Source organism: Dysgonomonas sp. GY75 (assembly GCF_015234155.1).
Lineage (GTDB): Bacteria > Bacteroidota > Bacteroidia > Bacteroidales > Dysgonomonadaceae > Dysgonomonas > Dysgonomonas gadei.
The window spans coordinates 185351-205574 of the sequence record NZ_JADCLQ010000012.1 but is presented as its reverse complement, the minus strand read 5'-3'; the positions used below and the strand labels follow the sequence as shown (position 1 = coordinate 205574).

Annotated in this window: 20 protein-coding genes; 8 read left to right on the top strand and 12 right to left on the bottom strand. The window is 39.6% G+C overall.

Going from position 1 to position 20224, the window contains the following annotated elements; all coding sequences use genetic code 11:
* The first annotated feature begins 157 nt into the window (after nt 1–157).
* Genes IR083_RS06210 through IR083_RS06195 form a run of 4 tightly spaced genes read left to right on the top strand, consistent with a single transcriptional unit; the run spans nt 158 to nt 5856 of the window.
* Nucleotides 158–2350 (top strand): SUMF1/EgtB/PvdO family nonheme iron enzyme, encoded by a 2193-nt coding sequence (locus IR083_RS06210; protein WP_194223651.1) that lies wholly within the window; start codon nt 158–160, stop codon nt 2348–2350.
* Between the two features lie 55 nt (nt 2351–2405).
* Entirely contained in the window at nt 2406–3356 is a 951-nt protein-coding gene (gene gldL / locus IR083_RS06205) for a gliding motility protein GldL (protein WP_194223650.1), read from the top strand.
* A gap of 46 nt (nt 3357–3402) precedes the next feature.
* Complete coding sequence (gene gldM / locus IR083_RS06200) at nt 3403–4974, top strand: gliding motility protein GldM (RefSeq protein WP_194223649.1); 1572 nt, start codon at nt 3403–3405, stop codon at nt 4972–4974.
* Between the two features lie 21 nt (nt 4975–4995).
* Nucleotides 4996–5856 carry a gliding motility protein GldN gene (locus IR083_RS06195; protein ID WP_194223648.1) on the top strand — a complete coding sequence of 287 codons (861 nt, stop codon included), beginning with the start codon at nt 4996–4998 and terminating at the stop codon, nt 5854–5856.
* 124 nt (nt 5857–5980) lie between these two features.
* On the opposite strand, the gene IR083_RS06190 is transcribed toward IR083_RS06195, so the two are convergent.
* The 5 genes from IR083_RS06190 to ybaK all read right to left on the bottom strand — a co-directional run bounded on the left by IR083_RS06190 (nt 5981) and on the right by ybaK (nt 9398).
* Nucleotides 5981–6535: a 2-oxoacid:acceptor oxidoreductase family protein gene (locus IR083_RS06190; protein ID WP_006798524.1), complete on the bottom strand. Its 555-nt coding sequence runs from the start codon at nt 6533–6535 to the stop codon at nt 5981–5983.
* Nucleotides 6536–6545: 10 nt separating this feature from the next.
* On the bottom strand, nt 6546–7304 hold the full coding sequence (locus IR083_RS06185; RefSeq protein WP_006798523.1) for a thiamine pyrophosphate-dependent enzyme: 759 nt from the start codon (nt 7302–7304) through the stop codon (nt 6546–6548).
* A 32-nt stretch (nt 7305–7336) separates the two neighbouring features.
* Nucleotides 7337–8419, bottom strand: a complete 1083-nt coding sequence (locus tag IR083_RS06180; protein WP_006798522.1) for a 3-methyl-2-oxobutanoate dehydrogenase subunit VorB — start codon at nt 8417–8419, stop codon at nt 7337–7339.
* A 72-nt stretch (nt 8420–8491) separates the two neighbouring features.
* The gene (locus tag IR083_RS06175) at nt 8492–8722 is read right to left on the bottom strand and encodes a 4Fe-4S binding protein (protein ID WP_006798521.1); all 231 of its coding nucleotides are present in this window, start codon (nt 8720–8722) and stop codon (nt 8492–8494) included.
* Between the two features lie 187 nt (nt 8723–8909).
* Complete coding sequence (gene ybaK, locus IR083_RS06170; RefSeq protein WP_006798520.1) at nt 8910–9398, bottom strand: Cys-tRNA(Pro) deacylase; 489 nt, start codon at nt 9396–9398, stop codon at nt 8910–8912.
* 115 nt (nt 9399–9513) lie between these two features.
* On the opposite strand from ybaK, the gene IR083_RS06165 reads away from it, so the two are divergent.
* Nucleotides 9514–10536, top strand: coding sequence for a DUF4349 domain-containing protein (locus IR083_RS06165; protein ID WP_006798519.1), 1023 nt, complete (start codon nt 9514–9516; stop codon nt 10534–10536).
* 49 nt (nt 10537–10585) lie between these two features.
* On the opposite strand, the gene pdxH is transcribed toward IR083_RS06165, so the two are convergent.
* From pdxH to IR083_RS06135, 6 genes are all read right to left on the bottom strand, one after another.
* Entirely contained in the window at nt 10586–11224 is a 639-nt protein-coding gene (pdxH, locus tag IR083_RS06160) for a pyridoxamine 5'-phosphate oxidase (protein WP_006798518.1), read from the bottom strand.
* Nucleotides 11225–11906: 682 nt separating this feature from the next.
* Entirely contained in the window at nt 11907–12254 is a 348-nt protein-coding gene (locus IR083_RS06155; protein ID WP_006798517.1) for a DUF2023 family protein, read from the bottom strand.
* Nucleotides 12255–12269: 15 nt separating this feature from the next.
* Nucleotides 12270–12770 carry a flavodoxin FldA gene (gene fldA / locus IR083_RS06150; RefSeq protein WP_006798516.1) on the bottom strand — a complete coding sequence of 167 codons (501 nt, stop codon included), beginning with the start codon at nt 12768–12770 and terminating at the stop codon, nt 12270–12272.
* 205 nt (nt 12771–12975) lie between these two features.
* Complete coding sequence (gene rpmA, locus IR083_RS06145) at nt 12976–13239, bottom strand: 50S ribosomal protein L27 (protein WP_006798515.1); 264 nt, start codon at nt 13237–13239, stop codon at nt 12976–12978.
* Between the two features lie 19 nt (nt 13240–13258).
* Nucleotides 13259–13570, bottom strand: a complete 312-nt coding sequence (rplU, locus tag IR083_RS06140; RefSeq protein WP_006798514.1) for a 50S ribosomal protein L21 — start codon at nt 13568–13570, stop codon at nt 13259–13261.
* Nucleotides 13571–13698: 128 nt separating this feature from the next.
* Nucleotides 13699–14223 carry a hypothetical protein gene (locus tag IR083_RS06135; RefSeq protein ID WP_194223647.1) on the bottom strand — a complete coding sequence of 175 codons (525 nt, stop codon included), beginning with the start codon at nt 14221–14223 and terminating at the stop codon, nt 13699–13701.
* 259 nt (nt 14224–14482) lie between these two features.
* Between IR083_RS06135 and asnB the strand changes: the two genes are divergently transcribed.
* Nucleotides 14483–16150, top strand: a complete 1668-nt coding sequence (gene asnB / locus IR083_RS06130) for an asparagine synthase B (protein ID WP_006798512.1) — start codon at nt 14483–14485, stop codon at nt 16148–16150.
* Nucleotides 16151–16207: 57 nt separating this feature from the next.
* Here the strand turns inward: asnB and IR083_RS06125 are convergent, their stop codons facing one another.
* A complete protein-coding gene (locus IR083_RS06125; RefSeq protein ID WP_194223646.1) occupies nt 16208–17416 on the bottom strand; it encodes a glycosyltransferase family 87 protein in 1209 nt (402 codons plus the stop codon).
* Nucleotides 17417–17907: 491 nt separating this feature from the next.
* Between IR083_RS06125 and dapF the strand changes: the two genes are divergently transcribed.
* Both dapF and IR083_RS06115 read left to right on the top strand, forming a co-directional pair.
* On the top strand, nt 17908–18750 hold the full coding sequence (dapF, locus tag IR083_RS06120) for a diaminopimelate epimerase (RefSeq protein WP_199343193.1): 843 nt from the start codon (nt 17908–17910) through the stop codon (nt 18748–18750).
* A gap of 125 nt (nt 18751–18875) precedes the next feature.
* Entirely contained in the window at nt 18876–20108 is a 1233-nt protein-coding gene (locus tag IR083_RS06115; RefSeq protein WP_006798509.1) for an LL-diaminopimelate aminotransferase, read from the top strand.
* Nucleotides 20109–20224: the final 116 nt, after the last annotated feature.

Below are 20224 nucleotides of genomic sequence, written 5' to 3'. Positions count from 1 at the left end.
ATTATGACTGGCCCTCCTTTTTTGTTAAAAGCCTTATCTCTACATGTTTATTAAAAATAAAGAATGTCAATTTAATATATAAAAGAATTCTAAATTAAAAAATATGTATTATCTTTGCCAAACCTGATATATAGTTATTATAACTGATACAAAACATATGAACAAAAAGACTTTACTGACTTCACTACTATTGATTTGTGTATCAATAGTTTCCTTCGCACAGACAAACCAATCTGAGCAATATTCCGTCCCGACGCGGAATGAATATTTACAGAAAGACCCTGTTTGGTTTATTTCCATAGGAGCCGGAGGGCAGGTTTATTTCGGAGAAGATGATAATGGAGTACCGGGCAATCGTATAGGCCTGGATAAAAGAGTGACTTTCGCGCCCACATTGACAATCGGGCGACGAATGAGTAATATAATAACCCTTCGCTTGCAACTTTCGGGCGGTAGTCTGCATGGTTTCAATGATGGTTGGAACGGGACTTACACCCGCTGGTGGAAAGATGGAGCTAATGGGGAGGATTTTATGCGCCTATCTAAAGACCCGCAATGGGATTATATGGGTTGGGTAGAATCTACTGATGGAGTTAATGGTGATTATTATTATGGGCCTGTAGATGGTACAGGAGTGCCTGTATATCATCCGGTAAGAGGAGGTAAGTTTGGTGCCGAAAACCAAAATTACTATATGCAGCATATGCGTTATTTTAGTGCAACAGGAGATATCTCGTTGAATTTGTTGAATCTATTAAAAGGATATCAACCAAATCGTAGATTTGAAGTGTCACCTTTTGCGGGTGTGGGTTGGTATCAACGTTTTGCGCATATGGGTACACTCAATAATACATTCTTTGGCGGTAGCTTAGGTCTGAATTTAGGTTTTAACTTAACCAGAAAGTTTCAAATCTTTGCTGAAGGTAGAGGTGTTATTGTAAACGATAAATTTGATGGACAACAAGGTGATATGAGTAATAATGGTATTGCTCAGGCTACAATGGGGGTAACATATAAATTCGGAGAGCCGAAATATATTGATCCGGCTATTGAAACGCGTTTAGTTATGCCATATAATATAGCACGGGGGTGTGACAATATGGTACTTGTACCCGGAGGTAATATAGAGATGGGTACCGGTGTAGACCCACTTTGGGGCGACTCGGTTCCACGCAAATTGGTTGCAGTAAGTCCTTTCTGGATGGATGAAACGGAAGTGACGAATAAACAATATCGTGAATTTGTTTACTGGGTACGTGATTCCATCATCAGGGAGCGTTTGGCAGATCCGGCTTATGCAGGAGATCCTACATATAAAGTATTGGTGAGACCAAGTGATAATTCTTTCACTTCTGTAGGGCAACGTTTGAACTGGACTAAACCAATTCCGTGGAAAAATCCGACAAGCAGAGAGTCTGCCGCTATTAACAGTGTAGTAGGAGGGAATCCTTTTGGAGCAGATAAAGGTGGATTGCTTGTTTCGGCAATGAATTATAAATATGATTGGTTCGACTCTAAGAGTTATTATGCTTTCTTAGGTAAGATGCGTGCAGGTGAAGCTACTGCTATCGCTATTACAAAAGATACAGCATATGTAAATTCGAGAGGGGATATTGTTCGCGAAACATTGTCAAGGATGTCTCACGGTGACCGGATCGATTTTACGAATACTTATATAGTAAATATATACCCTGATGTAATGAGCTGGATGACAGACTTCGCGAATGCAAAAAGCGAGCGTTATGTAGAAAGCTATTTTACAACTAAGGCTTATGATAATTTCCCTGTGGTTGGTGTATCCTGGGAAGCTGCCGATGCATACTGCGCATGGCGTACAGACCGTTATATTGCTGAAGGTAAATGCACTCAGGCTGGTTTTGAAGGTTATAGATTACCTACAGAAGCAGAGTGGGAGTTTGCTGCCAGAAACGGACGTTCCGAATTGGAGTATCCATGGTATTCGGATCAAACCCATACAACAGATGGTTTGGCACATGCTAATTTCAGGGCATCTAAAGACTTAAAAGATTTGGTATCTCCTGTGGCAACATTCCTGCCTAACCGTTTCGGTTTGTATGATATGGCCGGAAATGTAGCCGAGTGGACTACTACATCATTTACCGAGTCTGTAGACCGTATGGCTGATGAGGCTAATCCGGATTTCAGCTATAGAGCAGTACTGGCTGACCCTGCTATCCTTAAACGTAAAATAGTAAAGGGTGGTTCATGGAAAGATGCAACAGTGCGTTCGGGAGACAGATCTGTGGAGTTCCAGGATAAAGGCCGTTCATTCATCGGTTTCAGATGTGTGAGATCATGGGGTGTTGATGAAAAGGGAAGATTTAGATAATAAATCCGTTAAATATAAGTTTATACTTATATAACATTACATATAGTTAAGCAAAATGACGAAGAAGGAGAGCATTAAACATTTTATATCCAGCCGGAAAGGTCAGATAATATTCAACTATTTATATAGTTGGGGAGCTGCAGTAGTTATTATTGGAGCCATGTTTAAGATAATTCATCTTCCTTTTGCCGATTATATATTAATGGCAGGGATGATTACCGAGGCGGTGGTTTTCTTTATCTCAGCATTCGATTATATCTCTCCGACTCCGGCAACAGAAACTGTTTCTAATGCAGGGGTGATTATTGGCAGTAGTGTAACAGGCGGTACAGTTGTAACTCCTCAGACAGCAGCTACTGTAAGAGCAGAATCGGTTAAGGGTAAAGTCGAAGGCTCTGGCCCCGTAGTTGTTGTTGCAGGTGGCGGAGGTGGAAATATCTCCGGAGGAAGTTTTTCAGGCTCAGGGACGACATCTGCCGGTAGTGGCGGAGGTGGTAATGGAGGTAATGCCGGAGTGAATCAGGCAGCGTCAACGGGAACATATTCTTCAGGTGCGTCAGGTGGAGCGAATACTTCAGCAAAAAATATAACGCCTGGATATGCTCAGAGTTTAAATGATACTGCTCAAAATCTGGAAGAATTTTCTACTACTATACAATCGTTGAATGAAGCATCTCAGAAACTGTTGGGAGCTTATAAGCACATTACCGAAACTCAAGGTTTTGTAGATAACTTAGCGACATTAAATCAGAATGTAAGTGGGCTGAACGATGTATTCAATACACAGCTACAGACTATAACAGAGCAAATGTCGGCCATCAGATATATAAACGATAGTTTGATCCGTATGAAAGGTTTATATGACGGAGCTATCGGCGATAGTTATATGTTCAGAGAAGAATCTGCAAAAATGACTAAGCATATAGAAGCGTTGAACAACGTATATGCTCGTTTATTACAGGCTATGACAACAAATAATAACAATATGAACCCAACTAATTTTTAAGTAAAGGTCATTAGGCTTAATTTGAAAATTAAAAAGAAGATAACTGATGGCATTAAGTAGAGGGCAAATGACGCGGCAGAAGATGATAAATCTGATGTATCTGGTTTTTATTGCTATGCTCGCTTTAAATGTATCCACAGAAGTACTCGATGGATTCGTATTGGTAAATGATAATCTTCAGGAGAATATAGAGGTCACATCTGCACGGAATAAACAGATTTATGCAGATATAGATCAGGCTTTTAATGCAAATTCGAAAAAGAATAAGACTGTTTACGATATATCACGGGATGTAAGGCGTGAAACCGATTCACTTTTCAACTATATACAATACCTGAAACAGGAGATTGCAAAAAAAAGTGATGGAGCGGATGCCGATATTAATAATCTGAAGTCGAAAGACAATCTTGATGCTTCTTCCGAAATAATGATTTCTCCCGTTGGCGGACAAGGAAATAAACTGAAAAAAGCGTTGGATGAATACAGAGAAAGCATATTAACCCTGATATCTGATAATACAAAGAAAGATGTGGTTAATAAGACTTTGTCTACTCAGCCAAATGAAAGAGCTAAGAAAGACGGGAAAAGCTGGTTACAGGCTTCTTTCGATAGAATGCCAAGCATTGCCGCTATAACTTTTTTATCGGAGTTGCAGGTGAATGTGAAGCAGGCGGAAGGAGAAGTTTTGAATAATTTGATTCAGGATATTGATATAAAAGACATGCGGGTCAATCAATTGAGTGCTTTTGTCGTTCCTCAATCTAGCATGGTAATGCGAGGGACAACATATTCGGCACAGATTATCATGGCTGCGGTTGATACAACACAGCGTCCCCGTATCGTTGTCAATGGCAAAGAGTTGCCGGAAGATAAAAAAGGTTTATATGAATTTGCCGCTACAGGTACAGGAAAGCAGACTTTCAATGGATTCATAGAGATGAAAAACAGGAACGGAGAGCTATTGAAACGAGAATTTAATCAGGAATACACAGTTATGGAACCGATGGCTACAGTTGCACCTTTATTGATGGATGTACTATATTCGGGTATTCCTAATCAGATAAGTATATCTGTTCCCGGTGTTCCAATTAGCGAAGTTTCGGCAAGCGCTGTAGATGGTGGAACTTTGAGTGCATCAGGCAATGGAATTTGGGTAGCTTCGCCTTCTCCGTCTAAAATAGGGCAAAAATTTGTAATTGCCGTATCTGCAAGAGTGAATGGAGCAATTCAAACTGTAGCAAGAAAAGAATTCAGAATACGTCCATTACCTCCGGCATTAGCATATATTGATTATAAAGATGCTAATGGTAATCAGAGGAAGTTTAGAAAAGGCGCTTTGTCCAGAGCTCTGATACTAAATTCCCTGGGGATTAAGGCTTCAATAGATGATGGTATTCTTGATATTCAATTTACGGTATTAAGTTTCAGAACATATTCGTTTGATGCAATGGGAAATACTACACCGGAATTATCGAATGGTGCTAATTTCTCTCAACGGCAGATAGAACAAATAAGAAAAATGAATAGAGGGACACGTTTCTTCATTGGCGATATCAAGGTAAAAGGCCCTGATGGAGTCGAACAGGAAACAAACCCAATGCAAGTAACGATCAATTAATTAACACAAAAATAGCATATTATGAAATCTATCATTTCATTAATGTTTGGCGGATTACTGATAACAGGTTCGCTTTTCGCACAAAACTACGCAAATAACAGACCTCGGATCTTAGATGAAGTATCAGTTGTAACTTCTACATCAGAGGATATGGTTACTGATATCTCTACAAGAGAATTAGCAGTTATGGAAAATTCAATGAATGATTATTCTTCCTCAATCTGGTCGCGCGAGATTTACCGTCAGATTAGTGATGTAGAAGGCAATGAAACATTCTTTTATCCTCAGACATCTACAGAGCAGAGAGCCAATCTGTTCTCGTTGTTAGTAAACCTTTTGAGTACAAATACAATAAACGGATATAAATACGAAGCTCAGCCGGAGTTGGGGGTGAAACTCACCGGAAAAGAAACTCTGGAAGAAGCTGCTATTCCTTTTATGGAAGCTAGTGATAAAACTCTTAATGTGAAAAGAGAAGATATCCCGTCCGATAAGATAACCCACTATCTGGTGAAAGAGAGATGGTATTTCGATGCCAAGACATCCAAAGGAGATGTGCGAGTGACACATATTTGTCCGGTACTGTTCGAAAAGGGTAAATATTTCCCATTATTCTGGGTTCGCTTCGATGATGTCAGTGTATATCTGGCAAGAGCCGTATCGCCGGTAGGGGTAGCTAATGTAACTCCTGTTTTGACGAATACTTCTATGTTTGATATTATCCGTAACAGATGGTATAGAGGTTGTATATATCAGGTGGGAATGAGACAATTGTCTGCTCACTTCCCTGAAATGAAAGACCTGATAAATGAACGTAAGCGTATCGAGAATGAACTGGACTATATACAGTCTAAATTCTATGCTGCGGAAAGAAGAAGATAAGAGGAATTAGTATTATATAATAAGCCTTGTAGAAATATCTATAGGGCTTTTTCTTTTTTATAGAAAATTAAAAATCCCCTGAGCCGATTATCAGGGGATTATATATTCTTTTTAATCGTACCTATTAGCTAGGCTTCTGCACCTCCTGTATTATCTCCATTCCTTTCAGAATAGCTTGTTCATTCATCGGTAGTAACTTATGATGACGTTCAGGCAGTGATTTTTTCAGCCCCAGCATAACATTATCAAGTTGCACCATCGGAGATACTTTAAGAAGGCCACCCAGCACTATCATATTAAATGCCTTTGTATTCTGCATCAATGTAGCTGTATCTATTGCCTCTATTTTGTAAATATATATATCTTTCCTTGTCGGCGGGTGTTGGAATCCGCTGGGATCATATATTAATATTCCTCCTGGTTTTACATGTGGCTCGAACTTGTCGAGTGAAGGCTGATTGAGGATAATTGCTATATCGTATTCGTTCACAATAGGCGAACTGATGGCATTATCGCTTAGTATAACTGTTACGTTAGCAGTACCACCACGTTGTTCCGGACCATATGATGGAAACCATGAAACTTCCTTATCTTCCATCAGCCCCGAATAAGCCAGTATCTTACCCATCGACAGCACTCCTTGTCCTCCAAAACCTGCTATTATTACTTCTTGTGTCATACCTTCTCTTTTAGATATTTTTTAAGTCGCCCATTGGATAAACAGGGAACATATTTTCTACCATCCAGTCATTTGATGCCTGTGGCGTCATTTTCCAGCCGGAACTACAAGTTGATACTATCTCAACGATGGATGTCCCTTTATTCTCCATAGAGTTTTCAAACGCTTTGCGAATCATGCGCTTTGCCTTTTTTACGGTTGCTGCTGTATGCACACTCTGACGAGTCGCAAGGCATACGCCCGGTAATTGTGCCAGCAAATCGGTTATCTTGAGAGGGTAACCATTTTCATACACATCGCGTCCGTTGGGTGTTGTGGCAGTTTTCATATCCAGAAGGGTAGTCGGCGCCATCTGTCCTCCGGTCATACCATATATACCATTATTAATAAATATAATAGCAATATTTTCTCCTCTGTTCGCAGCATGTATTGTTTCTGCTGTACCGATGGCTGCAAGGTCTCCGTCACCCTGATAAGTGAATACCATTTTTTCGGGATTAAGACGTTTGACGGCCGTAGCTACTGCCGGAGCACGTCCGTGAGCTGCCTCTTGCCAGTCTACATCCAGATAGTTGTATGCGAAAACGGCACAACCTACAGGTGCAATAGCGATGGTTTTGTCCATGATTCCCATTTCTTCCACCACTTCGGCAATTAATTTATGTACAACCCCGTGTGAGCAGCCGGGGCAATAATGCATCTCGACATCGTTCATTAATGCAGGTTTTGCATATACGAGATTAGCCGGATCTATAATATTTGTACTCATAATCTTAAAATTTGAATTTGAAAATACTGTTTTTAGCAGTCAAACTTACGTTGCAGAGCATCTACCACTTCGCTTGGAGTAGGTACAATACCTCCCAGACGACCATAATGTTCTACTTTTACTTTTCCGCTTACAGCCAGACGAACGTCTTCTACCATTTGGCCGGCATTCATCTCTACTGTAAGTATTCCTTTTATTTTGGATGCATATTTGTCTATTTCTTTTGAAGGGAACGGCCAAAGCGTGATAGGGCGGATAAGTCCTACTTTTATACCCTGTGCACGTGCCAGATCCATTGCTTTTTGGCATATACGTGCTGCAGAACCGAATGCTACCAATATGTAGTCGGCATCTTCACAATTGATTTCCTGATGCAGGCATAGTTCTTTTTCAATTTTCCTGTACTTTGCCTGAAGACGGAGATTGTTTACCTCCATTTTATTCGAATCCAGTTCGAGAGTGGTTATTATCGTAGGCTTCTTTCCCGGTAGCCTGCCTAATGTAGCCCATGGACATTGTTCTCTGATTTCGGCATCTGTTCTTCTGCGTGTGTATGCAGGAAGTTTGACTTTTTCCATCATCTGACCTATAACTCCATCGGTAAGTATCATTGCCGGAGTTTGATATTTAAAAGCGAGATCGAATCCCAAAGTGACAAAATCTGCCATTTCCTGTACAGAACTGGGAGCAAGTGTAATTAATTTATAATCTCCGTGGCCTCCTCCTTTTACAGCCTGAAAGTAATCGGCCTGCGATGGCTGTATGGTACCTAATCCGGGACCTCCACGCATTACATTTACCAGTAAGCAAGGCAGTTCGCCTGCGGCGATATATGACACCCCTTCGAGCATAAGGCTCATCCCGGGGCTGGATGACGAGGTCATAACTGCTTTTCCACAGCCTGCGCCACCGTATACCATGTTGATAGATGCAGTTTCACTCTCAGCCTGAAGTACAACCATTCCTGTCGTTTTCCAGGGAGCCTCGGCCATTAATGTTTCCATTATTTCCGATTGAGGAGTTATTGGGTATCCGAAGTAGCCATCAGCACCGTATCTGATTGCAGCATGAGCTATGGCCTCGTTGCCTTTCATTAAAAATATTTCTTCTGACATAAGCTTTTGATTGATTAAAAAAACGAATCACGGATCGTCGGGCCTACTGGCACAGACAGGTAATTCGTTATACTACTCAAATTTTTTCTTGTAAATAGTGAGACATCCGTCAGGACATACATAACCACAATTGGCACAACCGATACAAGCTTCGGGATTTTTCATGAAAACGTAGTGGTATCCTTTCTGATTTACATTTCGGGGCTGAAGCTCCAAAACATCGCAAGGGCATGAAACTACACATAGATTACAGCCTTTGCAGCGTTCTTCATTAACTACGACTGTTCCTTTGATTTTGGCCATTTCCTTATAATAATTATTTTAGCATTACTTTTCCGCTAGGGAATTTTCATAAGATCCTAACACAAAGGTATGCGTATTTATTTTTATATTCCTCTTTTTGGATAATAAAGATGTTAAAAAAAATCATGTCTCTAAACATATTATTATTTTTTAGGAGAATATGAGTGCTTGAATTTCAGTTGGTTGTCTATGCAATATTGCATTCCGCTATTTTTTCTGTCTTTATGTCAACTACTTGGATTAAATCGTCCGGCCTTATCTGAATCTGCAGACCTCTTTTTCCTGCGCTTACATAGATAAAGTTATACTCTTTGCATGAAATATCTATATATGTCGGAAATTTCTTTTTCATTCCTATGGGAGAGCAGGCTCCTCTGATATAACCTGTGACATTCAGCAAATCTTTCATCGGTATCATGTCACAACTCTTGTTGCCGGATACCTTAGCCGCTATTTTCAAGTCCAGTTCTCCGTTTCCCGGAATAATGCAGACAAAATAACCCGATTTATCCCCTTTCAATACCAGTGTTTTGAATAGTTGTTCTACAGGCTCGTTCAGTTGTTCGGCAACATGTATGGCACTTAGGTCTGATTCGTCGACTTCATAGGGAATAAGTTTATACTCTATTTTTTCTTTGTCCAGTAATCTAACCGCGTTTGTTTTCTCTATTTTCATAGCTGGCATACCTTACTTTTTTCGCTGTTTAAAACAAATAATTTATCAAGATGTTTATGGAATTAACCATTTATAGTCATCTATTAACTAAAACACGAATTTAAACATTTATATCATGAAAAACATAACTAATCTTTTTATAATAGCTATCATAGGATTTTCTGGCATGTTGTCCTGTGGCAACAGTAATAAGAGTAATCTGTCTGAACAATCTTATGAGATGTCAATGACTGCTGTAGAAGATGAAAAAAGCAGTGCAGATCAAGCTCTCGACGAAGCATATGAAGTGGTAAAGAAAGAGAAAGCTCCTGCTACTACACTCAAATTCACTCCGCCACAGATTGTTCCTAACTTTATTACCTCTTCTGCTGCCGTTGCCACCTACGATGATGGTGTACATAAATTTATTCGTACTGCCTCTACAAAATTCAAAGTGAGAGAGGTTGTTTCTGCTACGCAGAAGATAGAGGATATAGCACTAAAAAACAGAGGCTTTATTATTAAATCTGCCATTAATAACGAGAACTTATATTCGGAGACTGTTGATATTTCAAAGGATTCCTCAATAGTCAACTATTCGTGTAATCTTATTGCGACCATCGAATTGAAAGTTCCTGCATTATTGCTCGATTCGGTATTGCGTCAGATAGCTCCTTTGGCTGTTTTAGTAGATTACCGCACGGTAGATGCACAGGACGTTACTGTTAAGCTGATGTCCGATCAATTAGCGCAGATTCGCCTGGCTAAGAGGCAAAAGCGTATATCTAATGCGATCAGTACAACCGGACGTAAACTCGATGATGTAATGGTTGCCGAAGATGCTTTGGATGCAAGCCTCGAAGATGCTGACAGGAAAGTGATCTCCGAATATATGACTAATGAGCAGGTTGCATACAGCACTATAAGTATAAGCATGTATCAGGACAGAATAGAGTATTCTGAGAAGATACTTCGCAAAACCGCAGTTAAGGAGTACACCCCGGGTTTTGGATCCAAATTGTTAGATGCATTGGCCGGCGGTTGGTCTATTATCAGCGCTATATTTCTTATGCTGGTATATGTCTGGCCACTCATCATTGTTTCTGCTATTGGTGTATTTATCTTTCTGAAGATAAGGAAAAGGAATAAGCAGAAATAATTATAGTATGAAGGAGATAAATAATTTCTGTATTTGTCTCCTTTATGCTTTATGGAGCTAAACGCTCGATCTTCCAGTCCCCGTCTACCCTTGTATATTGTATCCGGTCGTGCAGGCGGCTTTTGCGTCCCTGCCAGAATTCAATGAGAGTTGGCTTAACGATGTATCCTCCCCAGTTTTCGGGACGGCTTATCTCTTTCCCTGCAAAACGGGCTTCGAAGTCAACCATAAGTTGCTCCAGATATTGTCTGTCAGGTATTACCCGGCTTTGAGGCGATGCCCATGCCCCCAATTTACTCTTGGCAGGGCGCACTTCGAAATATAAGTCGGAATCAGCTTCCGCTATTTTTTCTACAATACCTTCAATCCTCACCTGCCTTTCCAGTTCATGCCATGCAAAGTTGAGGGCGCAATGGTTATTCTCAGCTATTTGTATTGCCTTCTTACTATCGTAATTAGTAAAGAATACAAAGCCTTCCGGTTTTATTTGCTTTAGTAAAACAATACGGGAAGATGGTTTGCCGTCACTGGTCGCTGTAGCCAGATTCATGGCGTTAGGTTCCAATGCTTCGGCAGCTACAGCTTCATTAAACCAGCGTTCGAACATGTTAATAGGGTCGGGTGTAACTTCCTTTTCTTCCAGTGTTTTTAGGGTAAAGTCTCTGCGTATATTGAATAGATCAGTCATTTTATCGGTATTTATTGATTATCAAAAATACTTAAAAGTTGACAAAGTTGACACTTTTTACAGGAAACAGTCAACAATAATTCTCTCGCAAAGATGCGAAGACACAAAGTCTAACCCATTGCCCTGTTTGTATTTATTAACTATATTCAGTTAAAACCTGACACATCTGACAGCTTTTCCATTATTTTTATCTTGCGTATTTTGTATCCATTAACTATATATAGTTAAAAAGTAACAAAAGTAACGGAAACAATTAAAAATTAAGAATGAATAATTAAGAATTGTGTTTTTGTTACTTTTTCAAAAACCTGACAAAGTTGACACTTTTGCAATGTTTTTCATTGTTACCTTTCCAATTTAAAAAAGTAACAAAGGTAACACTATTTTCAGTTAACAGTTAGCAGTCATCAGTCATCAGTTAACAGTTAGAAGCCCTTTATACTTATTACTCAATACTTACTACTTTGAAAAGGTAACAAAGGTTACACTTTTTATACTTATTCTTTTTAGCCTCATTGTAAGTCCTAGGGGGCCATCAATATTTCAAAGAACTAACAGCTATAAGCTAAAGGCTAGTAGCTCCTACCTATAGATAAAAGATTAGAAATAATATAAAAAAATTCCCGCTGACATCTCGTCTGCGGGAACCTAAGATCAACTAAAAAAACTATCAATAGAAAAGTTATGCTAAACAAAGTATGTTCTTTTCCTTTTCTTTTTGCTTTTTACAGTATCGGTTGCATTGTTCACTGATACTGTATCCGAGTAATATGCCAAGTATAAAGTCTTCTTCGGGAGTCAGCAGGTTCAACGGCTTGTCGCCACAAATCCTGTTTGCCACATTCAGGCATTCATCTTTTCCGAAGAACACATTTATATTGCCATTTTTTAATCGTTGTATTTTGTAACTGATTCCGTTTTTCTCCAATTTCCAGATTACTTTTTCTTCTGTATCTGCGGTCAGGGTGCATAGCATCAGGTCGCGGACACCTTTCTTGTATTCGTAAATGAGATGGTAGAAAACACGCATAAATCGGTTGGTTTATTAAATTACCTTTTTCAAATCTTCAGTCCAGAGCGCAATACGTTGGTCTGTCAGGCTCGATTCGTTATCATTGTCTATTAACAGGCCTACAAACTGGCCGTCTACTACAGCTTCCGAACTGTCGTATGTGTAACCTTCCGTACTTACCTGACCGATAAACTCACAGCCTTTGCCTTTTATTGCATCATATATTTTACCTACTGCATCTCCGAATGTATCGCTGTATGATGAGGAATCACCGCAACCAAAAAGAGCGACTTTCTTACCACTCAGGTCAGCGGCTTTCACCTTGTCGATATAATATTCCCAGTCGTCTTGCAAATCTCCAAGACCTAATGTAGGTGATCCGAACAAAAGAACGTCATAAGCCGCATAGTTCGTATCAGCTTTAGATACGTCGTGTAAATCAGCTTTATCTACATTTAGCTTTTTTGCAATTTCTTCTGCAACATCTTGTGTGTTTCCGGTTGTAGAGCCGTAATATATTCCAATCTTAGACATATTGTAAATGAATTATAATTTAGTAATGCAAAGAAACAGGATATATCGGAGTGGGGCAATACCGAAAAATAATGAAATTTATAGGCAAAACTACTTACTTATGAGTAGGAGCATGCTAATTCTTTTGTGTTTGTGCAGAATATTCAAAATAAAAAAAGCAGACTGAATAATCAATCTGCTCTCTTTATACCGTTTAAACTATATTTTAAGCTTCTGCCTTAGGAAGAACAGAAACATAAGATCTATCGTTTTTCTTTTTGCGGAATGATACTACTCCGTCTGTCAATGCAAACAAAGTATGATCTTTTCCGATACCTACATTTTCACCAGGGTGATGTGTTGTACCTCTCTGACGAACTATAATATTCCCGGCTTTAACTATTTCTCCGCCGAATGCTTTAACGCCTAATCGTTTACTTTCCGATTCACGGCCGTTTTTCGAACTACCTACACCTTTCTTGTGTGCCATTTTCTTCTGTTTTTACTGATTAAGCAATAATTTCTTTAACTACAACTTCTGAAAATTGTTGACGGTGACCGTTCAATTTACGGTATCCTTTTCTTCTTTTCTTGTGGAATATAAGCACTTTGTCTCCTTTTGCCTGAGATATTACTTCTACTACCACTTTAGCGCCTTCTACAGTAGGAGCACCTACAGTTACAGCACCATCTTTGTCAACTAATAATACTTTTTCGAACTCTACTTTAGAGCCATTTTCTGCGTTGATTCTGTGAACGAACAACTTTTGGTCTACTTCAACCTTCATTTGTTGCCCCTGAATGTCTACGATAACGTACATCTGTTTTTATATTTACAGGTTATGTGCCTGAGGCGAACCGGTTTACACAGGTTTCTTGTTAGCCTATTAGCAATCGGGTGACAAAAGTAATGAAATATTGTGGAATATTCAAATTTTTTTATACGATATTATTCCTTATTATCTATAATAGTGAGGGTACCTTCTATATTGTCCAGCATTGGTATGTTTATATCGCCGCCTATTTCGGTTATAATGGCTTTGATTGCCTGTTTGTCAACTTTGGATATGGTGGTGAGCCTTCTGCCTGTTATGATATTTGTCCCCGACATGTAACCTAGTATACCGTCTACGATAAATATACTGTCGCCCTTTGTTGTGTATGTACTCTTTCTATTTCTTGCATAAGTGCCGTTTTGCGGATTTACAGCCAGGGTAGTTATAGCCCCCATGGTCGGGTTATTTTCATCTACATCGAAAACTCTTCTTATTTCGAGTAATTCTGCATCTCTTACAAACATACTGTTTACACGTTCATCCACAGTAGGGTCATTGGATTTTAGTACACGCTTCTCATTAAGCCATTCACCGTCTAGCGATGCAGGAGGCTTTGGTTCATAATCATCGCCGCATGAATAAAAACAGATACTGATGATGATAATAAGCAGTGTGAGGAAGATGTTATTTTTATTCATCTGTCAAAGGTTTGTTTTGTAAAATGTTTCTGCAAAGATATATATAATTTTTTCTTCAATGAATTTATCATAGTTAAATGGTGTGTATGAACGATTATAACGAATTTGTTATATTTTTATTGCGTGTTGACAATTTGAAATAAAATATAAACAAAATGTGTTATATTTATGTTTTATATTTTGAATTAAGAATAAAATGATATAAATTTGCCGAACTGTGGCAAGGTATAAAACTAACTAAAAAAATAATTATAAATATATGTGTGGATTTGTAGGTGTATTTGATTTAACCCAAAATATAGATGTCCTTCGTGGCCAGGTGCTTCGCATGGCAAAGAAGATTCGTCATCGTGGTCCCGATTGGTCGGGGGTATATTGTGGCAGTAAATCTATCCTTGCCCATGAGAGGCTTTCCATTGTGGGTGTTGATTCGGGGAAGCAGCCCCTGTATAGTAAAGATAAAAAGCTGGTATTGGCTGTTAATGGCGAAATATATAATCATAAAGAGATAAGAAACCGGTATTCTGATTATGAGTTCCTTACTCATTCCGATTGTGAAGTTATCCTTGCTCTGTATAAAGATAAAGGAGCGGATTTGTTCGAAGACCTGAATGGTATATTTGCATTTGCCCTCTATGACGTCGAAAAAGATCTTATATTGATTGGCCGCGATCATATGGGTATCATTCCTTTGTATATGGGATACGATGATTACGGGCAGTTTTATGTAGCCAGTGAGTTGAAGGCGCTGGAGGGTGTTTGCCCCAATATTCAGGAGTTCTTGCCCGGGCATTATATTTTTAGTGGAGATGGAACGGCTCCTAAGCAGTGGTATAAGCGCGACTGGATGGAGTATGATAACGTGAAAGATAATAAATCGGATATTGAAGAGTTGAGAGCATCTTTGGAAGCGGCTGTGCATCGTCAGTTGATGTCGGATGTCCCTTATGGAGTCTTGCTTTCCGGTGGACTGGACTCGTCTATCATATCGGCTGTAGCGAAACGTTATGCAGCGCGACGTATAGAGGATGATAATAAAACGGAGGCATGGTGGCCGCAGCTCCATTCTTTTGCTGTAGGGCTTAAAGATGCTCCGGATTTAATTGCTGCCCGTAAGGTGGCGGAGTATATAGGCACAGTTCATCATGAGATTAATTTTACGGTGGAGGAGGCTATAGATGCGCTGAGTGATGTGATTTACCATATCGAGACATATGATGTGACAACGGTACGGGCATCTACTCCGATGTATTTATTGGCTCGTTTTATAAAGTCTATGGGAGTGAAAATGGTGTTGTCAGGCGAAGGTTCAGATGAACTTTTCGGTGGTTACCTTTATTTTCATAAGGCACCGGATGCAAAGGCATTGCATGAAGAGACGGTTCGAAAGCTGGACAGGCTTCATTTATACGATTGTTTGCGTGCAAACAAATCATTGGCAGCATGGGGGGTAGAAGGGCGTGTGCCTTTTTTGGATAAGGAATTTATGGATGTGGCTATGCGCCTGAACCCTCAGGATAAAATGTGTGGCAATGGAAAAATAGAAAAGCATATACTCCGTAAGGCTTTTGAAGATTATTTGCCGGCCAGTGTTGCGTGGCGGCAAAAAGAGCAATTTTCCGACGGTGTAGGGTATAATTGGATAGATACATTACGTGAGGTTGCGGACAAAAAAGTAAGCAACCGTCAGATGGAACATGCGGCCGAGCGTTTTCCTATCAATCCGCCAATGTCGAAAGAAGAGTATTGGTATCGCACAATGTTCGAAGAGCATTTCCCTTCGGCATCTGCGGCTCATACAGTGCCATCGGTGCCATCTGTAGCATGTAGTACGGCTACGGCTTTGGAATGGGACGCTTCGTTTAAGAATAGGGTAGACCCGTCTGGTCGTGCAGTAAAAGCTGTGCATTCCGAGGCTTATGAGTAATGATTGTGGTATATAAAAATATAGAAGCAGAGAAGTGCGTATTTCTCTGCTTTTCTTTTATATACCTTCTTTTATTCTTTCTTCTTTGGTGTAATCGTTCGGATCGAATTGTTTTATTATGCCCCGTGATGTGACTAATTGATATACGAGTATAAGCCATACGGCAAGGCTTGGAATTGCTTTCAGTGAATATCTTTTAAATACATCGTCGTGTATACTCTTCGGGAATATATGGGACGATGTTATCAGTGTCCAGAATATGGTGAATATCAGTAGTCCGGCTATCCATTTGTTTTTCGGGTACTTTTGCAGGCTGTACCAAAAGGCTAAGGCTGTCATGGCAATAATGTATGTCTCTTTTTCGGAGCCGGTGCTGAAAAGGACAATAAAGAATAAGGCGGATGCCAGAATGCCGATTTGGTAGGTCAGGTCGTCGTAACATTTGATCTTTATGTATTGAAGGGCAAATAATACAAGTCCCGGTACAATTATATATAATGGTGATGCGTCCAGAATATTGAAGCATCTTCTTATGAGGCCGATAGCGGATATGTCCTGTGAAAAATTGGTTATATTCATTACATTTTTAGCAGATAGAGCGTGGAGCCAGTCTTGATAGCTCTGTACGACAAATCCAGGGGAAGATATCGACATTGGCAGGGCAAAGAATATGGCAGCCCAGACTACCATGTATATTATAAGCTTCCCTTTGTGTTTTGAGAAAAAGAATAAACTCAATCCCACTATGCCATATAGTTTTATAAAAGTGCCGAGCATAATAAAACATGCAGCCCAGAAATCTTTCTCTTTCCGTATGCAAATAAAGCTGCCGATAACTAACGCGGCAATCAGGCCGTTTGTCTGGCTGTTCATTACGCAGGTGTAGAGGTCTACTCCTATTATGTAGAAAAACAGGTATTTTCTTCTCCAGGCGATTGGCAGATAGTAAACGGCAAAGAACAGGGTCAGGCTCATTGCTACATCCCAGAGTAATATCCCGAGCCTGTCGGGCAGGAGTGCAAACGGCGCTATAATCACAGTAAAGACAGGGCCGTAATAAAACATGTCGTGATGCTCGGCCGGATAGGGTGCGTATATATTGACCTGTTCAAGAGCATGATAGAATGAACCACTGAATATTTTATAATTATTATGGATGCGGCTGGCCTTCAGTGCACCTATTACGGGAATGAGAGTCCATACAAAAAGAAGAAATCTTTTGTCGGAAAATATAGGTTTTCTGAAAAAATTAACAATAGATCTCATGGTTCTATCCGTTATTATCCGATAATTAAAATGGTAGTCTGTGCGTTTTGTAAAAGGGCAGGCTACACGTTATTCCAGGTTGTTATTTCTTCAAAATCTAAAATCCGGATTTTGAAGGGTACAAAGATGGAAATTTTATATGGAATAAGGAATTATTTTCTTAACATTTCATTCTGAAATATGGACTTTGTGTAAGGTCGTTTTAATGTTGGATATTATAAGGTGTTTAAAAGAAATATTTTGCTCAAATAAATAGTGAAAATATGGATTAAAGGTGTCTAATTTAAGAAAGGGGTGACATTTGTAAATCATTTGGTCTTGCGTTCTGTCTTTATGATTGTTATTTTGAAAATTAACAAGTCAAAAAGATTTTTTATTTTATTAAAAATGAAAAAATGATACAAATTTCTTGCGAAATCGAATAATTTGTACGAAATTTGTGTCTTGAAAATAGAAATAATATAACACTCAAAAAGAGGACGGAATAGAGGATGAAGAAATTGAAATTTACCAAAATGCAGGGTGCCGGCAATGACTATATTTATGTGAATGGATTTACTCAGCAAATAGAGAATCCTTCTGAGTTAGCAGTCCGCTTGAGTAACCGTCACTTTGGTATTGGTTCCGATGGGTTAGTACTGATATTGCCCTCAGATATATGCGATTTTAGAATGCAGATGTTCAATTCTGATGGTTCGGAAGCTGAGATGTGCGGTAATGCTTCGCGCTGTGTAGGTAAATATGTGTATGATAACGGGCTGACCGATAAAAAAGAAATAACGCTGGAGACCAAAGCCGGTGTGAAATATATCACATTAAAAGATGGGGATGCTATTGCACGTAAAGTGACAGTGGATATGGGTGAACCTATACTCGCTCCTACTTTAATTCCTGTACAGGTGGCAGAGGAGCCTGTATTGGAATACCCTTTGGATATAGATGGTAAGATATGGAAGATATCGTGTGTGTCGATGGGAAATCCACACGCAGTGGTATTTATGAAAGGAATTAAAGATTTGGATTTGCCTGTATTGGGCCCTAAATTCGAAACGAATCCTATTTTCCCGCGCAAGACAAATACGGAATTTATCGAAGTGGTAGATCGCAATACTTTAAATATGCGTGTTTGGGAGCGTGGAGCAGGGGAGACGTTGGCTTGCGGGACCGGAGCATGTGCTGCCGCTGTAGCTGCTGTATTGAATAATCATTGCGACAGGGATATAACGATACATTTGCTGGGTGGTGATCTCAAAATAGAGTGGGATGTCCTTAATAACCATGTATATATGACAGGTGAAGCTGTTACAGTATTCGAAGGTGAATTAATTGGCTAATGTGCCGATATGTGAAATAAGTAGTAAATTGAGAAGAAACGAATTAATAAAATAGACAGACCGATCTTGTACGTCGCATTGCGAAACTGGCACATCGGTATATTGTCCATCATCAAATTAGGAAAATGATATTAATAAACGAAAATTATACAAAGCTCCCGGGAAGCTACCTATTCTCGGATATTGCACGCAAAGTAAACGAATTTAAAACTGCACACCCCGACGCAACTATTATCCGTCTGGGTATTGGAGATGTGACAAAACCTCTTCCGCAGGCTTCGATAGAAGCGATGCACAAAGCTGTGGACGAGATGGCCCATGCAGCTACCTTCAGGGGATATGGTCCGGAGCAGGGTTATGACTTCCTTGTAAATACAATTGTAGAAAACGATTATAAGGCACGCGGGCTGGATATTTCGGCAGATGAAGTGTTTGTCAGTGACGGTTCTAAGAGTGATACAGGTAATATAGGAGATATTCTCGGACTTGATAATATTGTTGCCATTACTGATCCTGTTTATCCTGTTTATGTGGACACTAATGTGATGGCTGGTCGTGCCGGTGATTTGCTAGACAATGGCAAATGGAGTAAGGTTGTATATCTTCCATGTACTGCGGAGAACGACTTTGTGCCTTCGTTGCCAACCGAAAAAGTAGATATAATCTATTTGTGTTATCCGAATAATCCGACAGGTACGACTTTGACAAAAGATCAGTTGAAGATATGGGTAGATTATGCCTTAAAGAACAAAGCGCTTATTCTTTTCGATAGTGCTTATGAAGCATTTATCACCGAAAGTGATGTTCCTCACAGTATCTACGAGATAGAAGGAGCAAAAGAAGTCGCTATTGAATTTCGCAGCTTCTCTAAAACTGCAGGGTTTACCGGTACGCGTTGTGCATACACCGTAGTGCCAAAAGCGCTGATGGGGTATACTAAATCCGGAGAGAAGGTGTCATTGAATAAATTGTGGAACAGACGGCATACTACCAAATTTAATGGTGTACCGTATATTATACAACGTGCTGCCGAAGCCTGTTATTCTGTCGAGGGTAAAAAGCAGGTGAAGGAGACGATCGGTTATTACCTGAATAATGCTAAGATTATCCGTGAAGGGCTTAGTGCGCAAGGTCTGAAAGTTTATGGAGGAGTTAATTCTCCATACATTTGGGTGAAAACCCCTAGCGGTATGACTTCGTGGGGATTTTTCGACTATCTGCTCAATGAGTTGAATGTCGTAGGTACTCCCGGAGTTGGATTTGGTCCAAGTGGAGAAGGGTATCTGCGGTTGACGGCGTTCGGTACGTTAGAGAATACAAAAGAGGCGGTAAGCCGTCTCAGGAAGATATCTATTTAATAATAATATTCTGTATTTTATTGGTATACAAAATATTGAAATCTTGAAACATGAATTGAAAATCGGCGTAGGCCAAATTTTGAAATAAAATCTATATAACTCAATAAAAACAAGTT

What these genes read in the sequence shown, in the direction of transcription:
- fldA (WP_006798516.1), bottom strand. Translation starts at nt 12,770, where the DNA reads ATGTCTAAGATTGGAATATATTACGGCTCTACAACCGGAAACACACAA.
- rpmA (WP_006798515.1), bottom strand. Translation starts at nt 13,239, where the DNA reads ATGGCACACAAGAAAGGTGTAGGTAGTTCGAAAAACGGCCGTGAATCG.
- IR083_RS06210 (WP_194223651.1), top strand. Translation starts at nt 158, where the DNA reads ATGAACAAAAAGACTTTACTGACTTCACTACTATTGATTTGTGTATCA.
- gldL (WP_194223650.1), top strand. Translation starts at nt 2,406, where the DNA reads ATGACGAAGAAGGAGAGCATTAAACATTTTATATCCAGCCGGAAAGGT.
- ybaK (WP_006798520.1), bottom strand. Translation starts at nt 9,398, where the DNA reads ATGAAAATAGAGAAAACAAACGCGGTTAGATTACTGGACAAAGAAAAA.
- gldM (WP_194223649.1), top strand. Translation starts at nt 3,403, where the DNA reads ATGGCATTAAGTAGAGGGCAAATGACGCGGCAGAAGATGATAAATCTG.
- IR083_RS06190 (WP_006798524.1), bottom strand. Translation starts at nt 6,535, where the DNA reads ATGACACAAGAAGTAATAATAGCAGGTTTTGGAGGACAAGGAGTGCTG.
- IR083_RS06135 (WP_194223647.1), bottom strand. Translation starts at nt 14,223, where the DNA reads ATGAATAAAAATAACATCTTCCTCACACTGCTTATTATCATCATCAGT.
- IR083_RS06195 (WP_194223648.1), top strand. Translation starts at nt 4,996, where the DNA reads ATGAAATCTATCATTTCATTAATGTTTGGCGGATTACTGATAACAGGT.
- IR083_RS06155 (WP_006798517.1), bottom strand. Translation starts at nt 12,254, where the DNA reads ATGCGTGTTTTCTACCATCTCATTTACGAATACAAGAAAGGTGTCCGC.
- rplU (WP_006798514.1), bottom strand. Translation starts at nt 13,570, where the DNA reads ATGTACGTTATCGTAGACATTCAGGGGCAACAAATGAAGGTTGAAGTA.
- dapF (WP_199343193.1), top strand. Translation starts at nt 17,908, where the DNA reads ATGAAGAAATTGAAATTTACCAAAATGCAGGGTGCCGGCAATGACTAT.
- IR083_RS06125 (WP_194223646.1), bottom strand. Translation starts at nt 17,416, where the DNA reads ATGAGATCTATTGTTAATTTTTTCAGAAAACCTATATTTTCCGACAAA.
- IR083_RS06180 (WP_006798522.1), bottom strand. Translation starts at nt 8,419, where the DNA reads ATGTCAGAAGAAATATTTTTAATGAAAGGCAACGAGGCCATAGCTCAT.
- asnB (WP_006798512.1), top strand. Translation starts at nt 14,483, where the DNA reads ATGTGTGGATTTGTAGGTGTATTTGATTTAACCCAAAATATAGATGTC.
- pdxH (WP_006798518.1), bottom strand. Translation starts at nt 11,224, where the DNA reads ATGACTGATCTATTCAATATACGCAGAGACTTTACCCTAAAAACACTG.
- IR083_RS06165 (WP_006798519.1), top strand. Translation starts at nt 9,514, where the DNA reads ATGAAAAACATAACTAATCTTTTTATAATAGCTATCATAGGATTTTCT.
- IR083_RS06175 (WP_006798521.1), bottom strand. Translation starts at nt 8,722, where the DNA reads ATGGCCAAAATCAAAGGAACAGTCGTAGTTAATGAAGAACGCTGCAAA.
- IR083_RS06115 (WP_006798509.1), top strand. Translation starts at nt 18,876, where the DNA reads ATGATATTAATAAACGAAAATTATACAAAGCTCCCGGGAAGCTACCTA.
- IR083_RS06185 (WP_006798523.1), bottom strand. Translation starts at nt 7,304, where the DNA reads ATGAGTACAAATATTATAGATCCGGCTAATCTCGTATATGCAAAACCT.